This is a genomic window from Ruegeria sp. ABM4_193 (assembly GCF_056158705.1).
Map to the genome: position 1 here is coordinate 931787 of NZ_JBSWTT010000003.1, position 13613 is coordinate 945399.

At 57.4% G+C, this 13613-nt stretch carries 9 protein-coding genes; 6 read left to right on the plus strand and 3 right to left on the minus strand.

From position 1 onward, the window contains the following. Window positions 1-16 precede the first annotated feature (16 nt). Window positions 17-3217: a beta strand repeat-containing protein gene (locus ACXADZ_RS22455; protein WP_475200066.1), complete on the minus strand. Its 3201-nt coding sequence runs from the start codon at window positions 3215-3217 to the stop codon at window positions 17-19. Between the two features lie 362 nt (window positions 3218-3579). On the opposite strand from ACXADZ_RS22455, the gene ACXADZ_RS22460 reads away from it, so the two are divergent. Further along, entirely contained in the window at window positions 3580-4554 is a 975-nt protein-coding gene (locus tag ACXADZ_RS22460; protein WP_475200068.1) for a LysR family transcriptional regulator, read from the plus strand. 126 nt (window positions 4555-4680) lie between these two features. Beyond that, window positions 4681-6129, plus strand: a complete 1449-nt coding sequence (gene phnY / locus ACXADZ_RS22465) for a phosphonoacetaldehyde dehydrogenase (RefSeq protein WP_475200070.1) — start codon at window positions 4681-4683, stop codon at window positions 6127-6129. Here the strand turns inward: phnY and ACXADZ_RS22470 are convergent. Both ACXADZ_RS22470 and ACXADZ_RS22475 read right to left on the minus strand, forming a co-directional pair. After that, window positions 6123-6824, minus strand: coding sequence for a GntR family transcriptional regulator (locus ACXADZ_RS22470; RefSeq protein ID WP_171671243.1), 702 nt, complete (start codon window positions 6822-6824; stop codon window positions 6123-6125). The genes phnY and ACXADZ_RS22470 overlap by 7 nt on opposite strands. A gap of 80 nt (window positions 6825-6904) precedes the next feature. After that, window positions 6905-8266 (minus strand): formimidoylglutamate deiminase, encoded by a 1362-nt coding sequence (locus ACXADZ_RS22475; RefSeq protein WP_475200073.1) that lies wholly within the window; start codon window positions 8264-8266, stop codon window positions 6905-6907. An 84-nt stretch (window positions 8267-8350) separates the two neighbouring features. Between ACXADZ_RS22475 and hutI the strand changes: the two genes are divergently transcribed. From hutI to hutU, 4 genes are read left to right on the plus strand one after another with little or no spacing between them, the layout of a single operon-like run. Continuing rightward, window positions 8351-9562: an imidazolonepropionase gene (gene hutI, locus ACXADZ_RS22480; RefSeq protein WP_475200074.1), complete on the plus strand. Its 1212-nt coding sequence runs from the start codon at window positions 8351-8353 to the stop codon at window positions 9560-9562. Beyond that, window positions 9559-11097 (plus strand): histidine ammonia-lyase, encoded by a 1539-nt coding sequence (hutH, locus tag ACXADZ_RS22485; protein WP_475200075.1) that lies wholly within the window; start codon window positions 9559-9561, stop codon window positions 11095-11097. Before hutI ends, hutH begins: the two co-directional genes overlap by 4 nt. Then, window positions 11094-11888: an N-formylglutamate deformylase gene (gene hutG / locus ACXADZ_RS22490; protein WP_475200077.1), complete on the plus strand. Its 795-nt coding sequence runs from the start codon at window positions 11094-11096 to the stop codon at window positions 11886-11888. Before hutH ends, hutG begins: the two co-directional genes overlap by 4 nt. Further along, entirely contained in the window at window positions 11885-13567 is a 1683-nt protein-coding gene (gene hutU / locus ACXADZ_RS22495) for a urocanate hydratase (RefSeq protein WP_475200079.1), read from the plus strand. Before hutG ends, hutU begins: the two co-directional genes overlap by 4 nt. The last annotated feature ends 46 nt before the right edge of the window (window positions 13568-13613 follow it).

The following is a 13613-nucleotide window of genomic DNA, read 5'->3' on the forward strand; positions in this document are numbered from 1 at the left end:
CCCGCCAACTGTTTGCTTATGCAACGAAATCGTCGTCGTTCAGTTCGGCGACATTGATGCCAACCAGGCGGACCGAACCCTCATCTCCGAAGCTGATTACGGCATCGCCACCGTCCTGAGCCACGTTGACTTGCGCCCCGAAGTCTGGACCGAAGTCACCAAATTGCAGCTGATCCAGACCTACTTCGAAGTCCTCGATGGTGTCGTTGCCGAAGTTCGCGCCAAACTGGAACGTATCCGCCCCGGCGCCGCCGATGAGGACGTCGTTGCCGCCTTCACCATTCAGCAGATCATCACCGTCCGCGCCATTCAGCACATTGGTCTGATCGCTGCCGAAGATCACGTCGCCATCATCGGATCCGACAACGTTTTCAATGGACTGCAGGATGTCGGTTTCGATCTGATTTTCGATGACGTCCTGCCCAATGACACCAGTTCCACCCTGCGCATCCACATCAAGTGTGGCACCTGCATCGACCAGCGTGTCCTGCACGACCGGGCCATTCTGACCGGCAGGTGCGTTGTGCAGATGGATGGCGGAAACGACACCGGGGATCGGCGTGTTCAGGTCGGCTTCGTTCAGGCCCACAACACTCAGGTCGCTGGAATAGCTGACTTCGCCCGTTGCCAGATTTTGAGTGATGACAACAGTTGCCTCGCCCGTCGCTAGGCTGTCCGAAGTTGGCCCAGGCTCCTGTGCCGCGTCCAGACTGCCGCTGAGAGACACTGTGCGAATACCGTTTTCGGTTACATCGCTGTCGACCAGCAACTGTCCGCGGATTTCACCAGCAGGGAAATCGGTCGTGTGGATGTTGTAGTACAGGTTGCCCTGAACCGCTTCCTCTACAAACCAAGCGCCGTCCGGAATGTTTGCTCCGAATTGGTCCGGCGCCGCGACTACCGCATCCGTGATTGACACGTTGAAACCGGTATCGCGTGTGGCGGTGCCGTTACCATTGGCGTCCAGACGAACATTGACTGCGACATCCAGATCCGAAAAGTCTGCGGTGTCGATGCCTTCTCCACCGTCGATGAAGTCATTGCCCAGACCACCGGTCAGAACGTTGTCTGCATCGCCGGCGATCAGAACATCATCGCCTGCGCCACCGTCGATATCGCCATTGGTGGTGCCCAGATCAACAAAGATGTCATCACCGTCGCTCAGTAGAACATTGCCGTTGATCACACCTTCGTCGTCGTTGACGATTGTAACGGTGCCTGCATCAGACGCATCGATGGCATTAACCGTACCACGGATTTCACCTTCATTCAGGATTGCACCCAGCAGATTCAGGCCGCCATCCACGCGGATACCGGCGGCGGCATCCGAACCTTCGGACCCTGCGATCAGACCTTCGTTGACCACAATACCGGCAAAAGAAGCGTCATCCTGGCTGGTGAACAGGCGCAGGCCATCGCCAACCTGATTGCCTTCGGCCGCGTCACCACGACCTTGCAGCGTACCTTCGTTCACAACAACCGCCGATACAACGTCGCCCGACACGTCACCGGTTTGCAAAGACACGGCAGAGCCATTGTTGCCTTCGCCCGCATCCACCAAGCCGGTGTTTGTGAACGCGTAGTTGTCGGCTGTGCCATCCGCATAAACAGTGCCATTGCGCTGATTTCCGGTGCCAATGATTTGGCCTTCGTTGAGCACCTCAAGCCCAACGCCATCGATGTTCAGCGCGCGGCTGTCCGAGGTGACGAGACCGCGGTTAACGAACGATCCGCCGGAATGGTCACCGGTTCCAAAGTAGACGCCGTTCTGACCGCCTGCGAACACACCAGTTTCTTCATTGATCAACCGGCCTTGGAAATTGACATTGTTCACTGCCCGGAACGCGCCAACCGTACCGTTTCCACCTTCGGACGTGACACTCCCGCTGTTGGTGATGGTGCCAGTAAACGAGGCAGGCGCAAAGCCACTGTCCTGACGCACACCTTCCAGACGAATGCCGTCGCCCGCCGTGCCCAGCGCGGCACCCGCGTTGCCACGTCCGGCGATGACGCTTGCGTTCTCGATTTCAATGTCACCATTGCCGTCTTCAGCCAACGACAGAGAGATACCCGCACCGTTGTTGTGCTCGCCTGCATCGATCGCGCCTGTCGCCAGATTGTTAATCGAAAAATCGCGTGCAGTATCATCTGCGTAGACGGTTCCGTTGCGCTGGTCACCGGTGCCAAGGATATCCCCGCCGTTGATCAGATCGACACCAGATCCGTCGATATTAACCGCGCGGCTGCCCGACTGGATGGTGCCAAAGTTCAGTACGTCCAGATCATGTTCACCATTGCCAATGTAAAGGCCGTTGCGAGGGCCTTCGATCACACCGGTTGAGGTGTTCAGGATCTCACCCTCGGCATTTGCACCATCTGCGATGCGAAGACCAGCCGCTGTGCCCTGATTGCTTTCGGTCGAGATCAGGCCGCTGTTAATGATCTCGGTTTCCAGGATGGTGCCTTCAGCGCCGTCGTCGATCCGGATGCCGTCGCCCGCCAGCGGGGTGTTGGCAGCCGCTTGACCGCGACCCTGAATGGTTGCGCCAAAGCCGTTGAACACATCGGTTTGCACGCGGTCACCGGCTTCATCACCGATCTGCAGGGAAATACCTGCGCCCTGGTTGCCTTCGCCAGCATCAATCGTACCGCCGGTGAAGTTCGAGATCGAGATGTCCTCGGCCGTTGCGTTGGTATAGATGGTGCCATTGCGCTGGTCGCCAGTGCCGACGATGTCGCCAAAGTTGCGCACATCTATGCCCTGGCCTTGAATATCAACTGCTCGGCTGTCGGAAGAGATGACAGCACCGCGGAAATTGTCCAGGCTGCCCGAGCTTTCGGCACCAGCAAACTGCACGCCGTTAAACTCACCCGCGATCTCGCCGAAATTGCGAACCGCGGCGCTTCCGGTGACTTGGACACCAGTGGCCAATGCGTCAGGCCCATTGTTCGCTTCAATCCGGCCCGAGCGGAAGTTGAAGACATCGACGTCCTGCCCCTGAGCCTGAACAGCGGCAACAGCGTTATTGGTGACAATCTCGCCAAAGTTCAGCAGGCGCGAAAAATCATTTGCCAGAACAAAGGCGGGTGTGTCGTCCACGACAGTGGATTGAAAGAAGTTGTTGATGAGGGTTTGGCCATCGCGGGATGTCTCTTGCGCCAGGGTTGACGTGGTCAAGAGACGGGCGCGCAGGCTTTCTGCAAATTGGGACAGCATGGATCACTCCGTCATTAGGTTGCGTTTGTGCTGGCGGCCCATCTGTCCGGGCTACCGACGCAACAAAGGACTAGGCCGCCCCGCGCGGCGGCTGAAATTCATGGTTCAAATCGGGTGTATAACCGGCGCGAATACTCACGAATTTCGTGAGGTGGACGCAGGCAGAATCACTATAAACAAGGGGCTTGCGGTAAATCCGGGATCGGGTGGTCATCTATTCGATTTCGAATTCTGACAGATTTGTCAGCGGATGTGATCGGCATCCGGCCTCGATTGACCCCAGCGGCCTTCTGAATCCAGCCACCAGATCGTATCTTGATAGCTGATTAATCCGAGCACTTTACGTCAGAACTGGATGCCCGTTGAACCTCAGAGATCTGGAATATGTCCTTGCCATCGCAAAACACGGGCAGTTCAGTCAGGCCGCTGCCGCATGCAACGTGTCGCAGCCTGCGATGTCGAACCAGATAAAAAAGCTGGAACAGGAACTGGGCGCTGAGTTGTTCCTACGTCTGAACAACGAGGTGCGCCCAACGCTGTGCGGGGAACGCATTGTTGAGATTGCGGACCGTATTCTGAAGGACGCCCAGAAAATCCGCGATACAGCGATCGAATTTCGAGACCCCGAGGCGGTTCCGCTGACCATCGGCATGACGCCGACGCTCGCACCATATCTGACGGGATACTTTTCCGAACTGTTCAGCGTCCTGTTTCCAAGAATGCGCGTCACTCTGGTAGAAGATCTGCCCCAAAATATGCTGCGCATGGTTGAGGATCACGAGCTGGACATGGCGCTGGTGGCCAAGGTCAATAACAGCGCCAATTTAGACTTCACTTCAATCTGGTCCGAGCCACTGTTCTTGGCTTTGCGCCAAGGGCATCCGTTGTCCACGCTTACCTCCATTACTCCTCAAGAGGTGCCGCCGCATGATTTTATCCGTCTGCCGCACAGTTTTGGCTACGATCTTGAGGATCGGCTTCCACAGCAGGACGGGACAACCCGGATCAGTAAGCGTTTTGATCTGACAGCGTTGCGGTTTGAAACGATCTGTCGTCACATTTGCCATTCAGACGATTGCACAATTGTCTCGGCTCTGGCTGCGGAACAGTTCAAACGGGATAATTGGCCGCTACACTTCATTCCATTTGACGCACCGGGACATTTACGAGATCTTGGTGCAGCCACGCGCCCCAATTGCCCAAGAAAACCCATGCTGGCGCGGATTGGGGCCTATATCCTTGAAAACCCGCCCGTGGGCGTGATCCCGACCTTTAAGCCCGATGCATCGTCCAAAGGCAAAACCAAACTTGCAAAACCACTGCCCGAGAAAGCCTGACAGAGACGCGAATTGCCCCTGATAGGCGGTACAATCTGTTGACGCAAGGCAAAGGGCGGCTCTATCGGTTGGCGTATCGAAATCCGCAGGAATCTGCCTGCGGCTCTCAGAGCGATGGGGCACGGCATGAGCAACATGGAAATTCGCCACGAAGGCATGCGTATCGGGGGACAGGTGGTTTTCACTGATGACGTCGTGCCCGTACACTACCCTTACACAAATGACGTGATTGGCACTGTCCCCGCCGGTACTGCTGAACATGCGCGGAACGCATTTGAGATCGCGGCGAGCTATAAGCCCAACCTGACGCGGTATGAGCGCAGCCAAATCCTGCGCCGAGCCGGCGAGTTGATCGGAGAGAAGCGCGATTATCTGGCCAAGTGGTTGACGCTTGAGTTGGGTATCTGCCTTCAGCATTCGATCTATGAAACCAAACGCGCGCAAGACGTGTTTCAATTCGCCGCCGCCGAAGCCCTGAAAGACGATGGTGAGGTATTTTCCTGCGATCTGACCCATAACGGGAAGGCTCGGAAGATCTTTACCAAGCGCGAGCCCGTCAAGGCGATCAGCGCGATTACACCGTTCAACCATCCTCTGAATATGGTCAGTCACAAGATTGCGCCTTCGATTGCGACCAATAACTGTATGGTTTGCAAGCCGACTGAACTGACGCCACTGACAGCACTGACACTGGCCGATATTCTATACGAGGCGGGCCTGCCCCCCGAGATGTTCCAGATCGTGACAGGTTGGCCACAGGACATTGGCGACGAAATGATCACCAATGATAATATCGACATCATCACCTTCACCGGTGGTGTTCCTGTTGGGAAGCTCATTGCATCAAAAGCAGGTTATAGACGACTGGCGCTTGAATTGGGCGGGAACGACCCGCTGATCGTATTGAATGATCTGAACGACGCGGATCTAGAGCGCGCCGCGACAATTGCCGTTGCCGGGGCCACTGGGAACTCTGGCCAGCGCTGTACCGCGATCAAACGTATTTTGGTGCAACACAGCGTGGCCGATCGCTTTGTTCCAATGGTGTTGGAAAAGGCAAAGGCCATCCGGTTCGGTGACCCTCAGGACCCCGAAACTGAACTCGGTTGCGTCATTCATGCTGACGCGGCAGAGCTGTTTGAAAACCGCGTGATGAAGGCGGCAGAGCAGGGGGCGGAAATCCTTTACCATCCCGGTCGGCAGGGCGCATTGCTGCCGCCGATTGTCGTCGACAAAGTGCCTCATTACAGTGAGTTGGTCATGGAAGAAACCTTCGGCCCGATTATTCCGATTGTGCGCGTGCCCGACGATGACACTGCGGTTATGCAGATATCAAACAGCACCGCTTTTGGCTTGTCGTCAGGTGTATGCACCAATGATCTGAACCGGGCCATCGCATACATCAATGGTCTGGATGTGGGCACCTGCAACATTTGGGAGCAACCCGGCTATCGGATCGAAATGTCACCCTTCGGAGGGATCAAGGACAGCGGTAACGGAGTAAAAGAAGGCGTGATTGACGCAATGAAGTTTTTCACCAACGTCAAAACCTATTCGCTGCCCTGGCCTCAGTAGGTTGTGCGCATTTGGTAGCCTTGGTGAAAGGTCATACGCACGAAAGTCACAGGGTCTTTGCGGAACCAAGTTGTGCGTTCCAACTGAAACAGGGGTGTTCCAGGAGGGACTGAAAGGAAGTCCTGCAAGGGTGCAGTGGCCGGAACAGCGGAAAACGCGATCTCGGCGTTTGAAAAAGGCACCTCGGACAACAGCCATTCGTTTGGGCCGGTGGTCAGAAAATCTTCGTTCACGACCTGAGGCACAGCTTCGATGTTGATCCAACGCTCTTCAAATTGGAAAGGGCGGTTGTCGGCGTGGTGCATGCATTGCAGATGCACGACTTGGGTGCCTTCGGGAATGCTCAACTTGGCCTGAAGCCAAGCGGGGCAATCAATCACGCTTCTGCTGACAAGCGCATAGCGATATTCGGCGTTCATCTCTTCGATGGTTTGGCGCACCACTGTGATCGGCAGTTTGGCTTGCTTTACAGGCGTGGTCACGACACGCGTGCCCCCCTTGCGCTTTCGGGTCACGATACCTTGTTCTGCCAACTCGCGCAGGGCGCGGTTAACCGTAGCCCGCGCAACGCCAAATTCGGCCGCCAGTTCCAGTTCCGTTGGCAACAGACTGCCCTGCGGCCAGACGCGGGTTTGAATTCGGTTGATGACCTCATCCCGAATATCCTGAAAGCCGACATGTTTTTGATCGGTCACGCTGTGGTTTTTCCGTTAAGCATATTCATAAACTTGTTATGAGCGTTTTTGGTGTGCTGCGTAAAGGGCAGAGCGACCCGTTACAGTTTTGCAAGAAGATCCGCCATGGTTCGTTGATAATTTGATACGATCTGATCCCGTGCAACGTGGCGACCCCCTCGCACCTGATGGCGGCCCGCCGACCACACATCGGTGACAACCTCGTCCTTTGCTGAAAACACCAGCCCATCAAACAATTGTTCAGATGTCAGTGCACAAAGCGCTGGGTTCTGGCAGTCGATGGCTATCAGGTCGGCCAGTTTGCCTTTGGCTATCACACCGGCATCGCGGCCCAGAGCCTGTGCTCCGCCTTTGGCTGCGCCACAATACAGCGTCTGTCCCACAGACCCTTCTCCGACCACCATCACGTTGCGCGCCAAATCCCGCAGACGCTGTGAATATTCTAACGTCCTCAGTTCCTCGGTCAGCGAAATCAGGACGTTTGAATCCGACCCTACGCCAAACGACCCGCCTGCGTTTAAAAATGTGGGGCCATTGAATGGGCCGTCCCCCAGGTTGGCCTCGGTCACAGGGCACAGTCCCGCGACGGCACCGCTGGCGGCCATGGCCTGTGTTTCGTCTTCGGTCATATGCGTGGCGTGAATCAGGCACCAGTTGGCATCGACATGGACATTGTCCAACAGCCACTCAACCGGACGGGCGCCCAGGCCGGCCATCACCTCGGACACCTCCTTGGGTTGTTCGGCGATGTGGATATGAACAGGACCTTCGCCATGCGTCGCTAAAATCCGCGCCAGATCGCCAGGACAGGTCGCGCGCAATGAATGCGGCGCGATGCCGACCCGGCAGTCTTCGGGCAAATTTCCGAGCGCGTCCTTGGCCTGATCCACCAACATGCAGAAACGATCCACATCGTTACCGAACCGAGCTTGCCCCGTCTCCAGAGGTTTTTTGCCCACCCCGGCATAGGAATACAGCACAGGAAGATGGGTCAGTCCTATCCCTGTCTCGACAGCGGCTGCCATGATCCGGTCAGACAACTCGGCCAGTCGGTCATAGTGCGCGCCATCTGGTTGGTGATGCAGATAGTGGAATTCTCCAACTGAGGCGTATCCGGCCTCTTGCATCTCCATATACACCAAGCTGGCGATCTTCTGGTTCTGGTCTGGTGTAAGGTGCGTCGTAAAGCGGTACATCAGATCACGCCATGTCCAGAAGTTGTCGCGACCTGCCATGCGGTATTCGGTCATTCCGGCCATGGCGCGTTGAAATGCATGGCTGTGCAAGTTGGCCAGGGCAGGCAGCAAAGTATCCACAGACACATCATCGGTCTGGGCCGATGTCTCGGCGTGCAAGGCTGCGATTCTGCCGCCTTCAATCTCGACCCGCAGGTTATTTGCCCATCCCGTACTCAACAGAGCGCGTTTCGCAAAGATCGCCATGAATTTCACCTCATTTTATGGATAGACATAATACATATAGAAATGTACGAGAAAAGAGAGAACTGCAAGGAGGCGCAGAGTCGGATGCACTCGCAAGATCGGGTTTTTTCAGATCTGAACGCGGCAACAATGATCGCGGGATCTAACGCCTATGGGCTGATCGAAGATGCGGCGATTGCAGTCGAAGACGGCCGTATTGCCTGGGTGGGTCCTCGGGTTGAACTGCCCAGCAAATTTGCCGCGCTGCCCCGAACCGACCTTGAAGGTCGTCTGGTGACGCCCGCGCTGATCGATTGCCACACCCATGTGGTGCATGGTGGCCACCGCGCCGTCGAGTTTGAGATGCGATTGAACGGTGCAAGCTATGAAGAAGTGGCGCGCGCGGGTGGGGGTATTATCTCGACGGTAAAAGCCACGCGTAACGCCAGCATTGATGATCTTATTGCGCAGGCGTTGCCTCGCGTGGACGCAATGCTGGCCGAGGGTGTATCGGTGATCGAAGTCAAATCCGGCTATGGTTTGGATCGCGATACGGAATTGAACATGCTGCGCGCTGCCCGCGCGTTGCCGGATCATCGCCCGGTACGTGTCGTAACCAGTTTTCTGGGCGCACATGCAGTGCCCGAGGAGTACAAAGACCGGCCCGCAGCCTACATTGCAGAGGTCTGCATTCCAACCCTGCGCGCAGCCCATGAAGAGGGTCTGCTGGACGCGGTGGATGCCTTTTGCGAAGGTATCGCATTCCTTCCCGATCAACTTGTTCCGTTGTTTGATGTGGCGAAAGAACTTGGCCTGCCGGTCAAATGCCATGCCGAGCAATTGTCCAATCTCGGGGGCGCAAAACTGGCGGCCTCGTACAGCGCATTGTCTGCCGATCACATCGAGTATTTGGATGAAGAAGGCGTTCAGGCCATGGCCGACGCCGGTACTGTCGGGGTAATCCTGCCGGGGGCCTTTTACACCCTGCGCGAAACGCAGGCCCCGCCAATAGATCTGTTGCGCAAACATGGTGTGCCAATGGCGCTTGCCACCGATTGCAACCCCGGATCAGCTCCGGTCACATCACTGTTGCTGACCATGAACATGGGCTGCACCCTGTTTCGCATGACGCCCGAAGAGGCTCTGGCCGGGGTCACCGCCCATGCGGCGCGCGCGTTGGGTCTGCAGGATTGTGGGCGGATCGTCGCTGGATTGCGCGCGGACTTGGCTGTGTGGGACATCACCCATCCGGCGGAACTGGCCTATCGCGTTGGCTTCAATCCCCTTCACACCCAAATACTCGGAGGCGTAATTTGACGACCCTCACGCTCATCCCCGGCGCTGTTACTCTGCTGCAGCTGGAACAGGCTTTCCGAGAAGAATGTGCCGTGCGGCTGGATCCGGTTTGCCGGCCCGGTATCGACGCGGCGCATGCCCGTATTGCCGATGCAGCGGCGGGCGCCGCTGCGGTTTACGGGGTCAATACCGGTTTTGGCAAGCTGGCCAGCGTCAAGATCGCGGCCGAGGACACCGCGACGCTGCAACGCAATCTAATTCTGTCCCATTGCTGTGGTGTTGGTCCCGCCATTCCACGCGCGGTTGCGCGGCTGATGATGGTGCTGAAACTGCTCAGCCTCGGACGCGGTGCCTCTGGCGTGCGGCTGGAGCTGATCGACCTGCTTGAGGCTATGCTGGACAAAGGTGTGACCCCGCTGATCCCCGCACAAGGATCGGTTGGTGCGTCAGGCGATCTGGCACCGCTGTCGCATATGGCCGCCGTTATGATGGGCGAGGGAGAGGCCGAATTCGGCGGAAGTGTTATGCCCGGTGGTGAGGCGTTGGCGGCGGCGGGTTTAACACCCGTTGAGTTGGGCCCCAAGGAAGGGCTGGCACTAATCAACGGCACTCAGTTCTCGACGGCTTTCGCACTGGCAGGGCTGTTTGGTGCGTGGCAAGCGGCGCAGAGCGCATTGGTCACTTCGGCTCTCACCACAGATGCAATCATGGGATCTACCGCGCCATTGCAGCCGGAGATCCACACATTGCGCGGTCATCGCGGCCAGATCGAGGCAGGCGTAACGATGCGTGCCATTCTGGCAGGCTCGGTAATCCGAGAAAGCCATCGAGAAGGTGACACCCGCGTACAGGACCCGTATTGCATCCGCTGCCAACCTCAGGTGGTAGGTGCCGCCATGGATGTGTTGCGCCAAGCAGCAACCACGCTTGAGATTGAAGCGAACGCAGCCACCGACAATCCTTTGGTTCTGTCCGAGGCCGAGCTGATCGTCTCGGGTGGAAATTTCCACGCCGAGCCGGTGGGATTCGCGGCGGATATGATCGCACTTGCCGTGGCTGAAATCGGGGCGATTGCGCAACGCCGTATTGCGCTGATCGTCGATCCAGCGCTCAGCTTTGATTTGCCGCCTTTCCTGACGCCAAATCCCGGCCTGAACTCGGGCTATATGATAGCTGAAGTGACAACCGCCGCGTTGATGAGCGAGAACAAGCACTTAGCCAATCCCTGCGTGACAGATTCAACGCCCACATCGGCCAATCAAGAAGATCACGTCTCGATGGCCGCCCATGGTGCGCGGCGATTGGGACAGATGGTCACCAATCTGGAACGTATTCTGGGGGTCGAATTGCTTTGCGCGACGCAAGGTGTCGAGTTCCGAGCGCCATTGCCCACAAGCGAAACGCTACAAGGCGTGATGGCGCGCCTGCGGGCGGTCGTTCCAGCCTTGGGCGATGATCGATATATGGCGACCGAGATCGAAGCAGCCTCGGCCCTGATTGCAAGTGGCGAGATCGCCCATGGCACAGGTGTCGCGATGCCGGAGCTTGGCGCGTGAGCGGCCCGGTCGAAGTCACGCGGGGCGATGGCCCTATCGTTCTGGGCCTGCCACATACCGGCACCGATGTGCCCGCCTCGATCGAAGCCAAGTTGAATGCACGGGGCAGGGAGTTGGCGGATACGGATTGGCATATCCACACGCTTTACGAGGGGCTCCTGCCCGGTGCGACCACTGTGCGGGCAACTTTTCATCGTTATGTGATTGATGCAAATCGCGACCCGGGCGGCGTATCGCTTTATCCCGGTCAAAACACGACGACCTTGGTGCCGCTTACAGATTTTGACGGGCAAAACATCTGGGATATCCCGCCAGCAGAGAAGGATATTGTCGAAAGACGTGAGGCGTTTCACGCGCCTTATCATGCCGCGCTGCTGGCCGAGCTTGAGCGGGTCAAGGCGATCCACGGGATAGCCATTTTGTATGATTGCCACTCGATCCGCAGCCACATTCCGTTTCTCTTCGATGGCATTCTGCCTGATCTGAACATCGGAACAAACAATGGCGTGACGTGCGCGTCAGTTATTGAAGCCATCTCACATGAGTTCGCGTCATCCTCACCTTATAGCACCATTTTGAATGGCCGTTTCAAAGGCGGATGGACAACTCGGCATTATGGCCGCCCTACCGAGGGCTTCCACGCCATTCAGATGGAACTGGCGCAGTCCACCTACCTGAGCGCTGAAACTGCGCCTTGGGCATATGATACCACCAAAGCCAACCGGCTGCGCCGATGGCTCAAAGATATACTGGACGCCATCCAGGATACCGCATTGGAGATTGCTGCATGACCGATCCTCGCAAAAACACCCGCGACGTCTATCCGCCCACAGGGCCGGAACTGAATGCCAAAAGCTGGATGACAGAAGCGCCGATGCGGATGCTGATGAACAACCTGCACCCTGATGTAGCCGAGAACCCGCATGAACTGGTGGTCTATGGCGGCATCGGGCGCGCGGCGCGGACGTGGAAGGATTTTGACACCATCGTCGCCAGCCTCAAGGATCTGGAAGAGGATGAGACGCTGGTGGTGCAATCCGGCAAGCCGGTGGCCATTGTGCGCACGCACACGGATGCGCCTCGGGTGCTGATCGCGAACTCAAACCTTGTGCCGCATTGGGCCAATTGGGATCACTTCAACGAGCTCGATAAGAAGGGTCTGATGATGTATGGCCAGATGACCGCTGGCTCGTGGATCTATATCGGAACGCAAGGCATCGTGCAGGGAACTTATGAGACCTTTGCCGAAGCCGGGCGTCAGCACTATGACGGCGATCTGACCGGCAAGTGGATTCTGACTGGTGGTCTGGGCGGCATGGGAGGCGCGCAGCCTCTGGCTGCTGTCTTTGCCGGGGCCTGCTGTCTGGCGGTTGAATGCAACCCCGACAGCATCGACTTCCGCCTGCGGACCAAATACCTGGATGAAAAGGCCGAAACGCTGGACGATGCGCTTGCCATGATCGACCGCTGGACAAAAGCGGGCGAGGCCAAGTCCGTCGGCCTTTTAGGCAATGCGGCTGAAATTTTCCCCGAGATTTACCGGCGGATGCAGGCAGGTGGGATGCGCCCCGATATCGTTACCGACCAGACCAGCGCCCATGATCCGCTCAATGGCTATCTGCCTTCGGGCTGGACCTTGGCAGAAGCAGCCGCCAAGCGTGAAAGCGATCCCAAGGCCGTTGAGAAAGCCGCGCGCGCCTCGATGAAGCAGCACGTCGCTGCAATGGTCGATTTCTGGAACGCGGGCGTACCGACGCTGGACTATGGCAACAACATCCGGCAGGTGGCGCAGGATGAAGGGCTGGAAAACGCCTTTGCCTTCCCGGGCTTTGTGCCCGCCTATATCCGTCCGCTTTTCTGCCGCGGCATAGGCCCGTTCCGTTGGTGCGCGCTTTCGGGCGATCCTGAAGACATCTACAAGACCGATGCCAAGATGAAGGAGCTTTTCCCCGAGAACACCCATCTTCACAATTGGCTCGACATGGCGCAAGAGCGCATCGCGTTTCAGGGACTGCCCGCGCGCATCTGTTGGATCGGGTTGGGCGAACGCCATAAGGCTGGGTTGGCATTTAACGAGATGGTCAGAACCGGCGAATTGAAAGCACCTGTTGTCATCGGCCGAGACCATTTGGACAGCGGCTCGGTCGCTTCGCCCAACCGCGAAACCGAGGCAATGAAAGATGGCTCTGACGCTGTCAGCGATTGGCCTTTGCTGAACGCTCTGGTCAATACCGCGTCAGGTGCCACTTGGGTGTCGCTGCATCACGGCGGCGGTGTTGGCATGGGCTTCTCTCAGCACGCAGGTGTTGTCATTTGCGCCGACGGCACGGATGCAGCAGCCAAGCGGTTGGAGCGAGTGCTTTGGAACGACCCGGCCTCGGGCGTCTGGCGTCACGCGGATGCCGGTTATGAGGATGCCAAGGCCTGCGCACGTGAACATGGGCTGCGTTTGCCGGGCATTCTGGGCTGAATTGCTCATCCATCTTTGAATTTGTCTCCATGGCTTAGCGCTAACG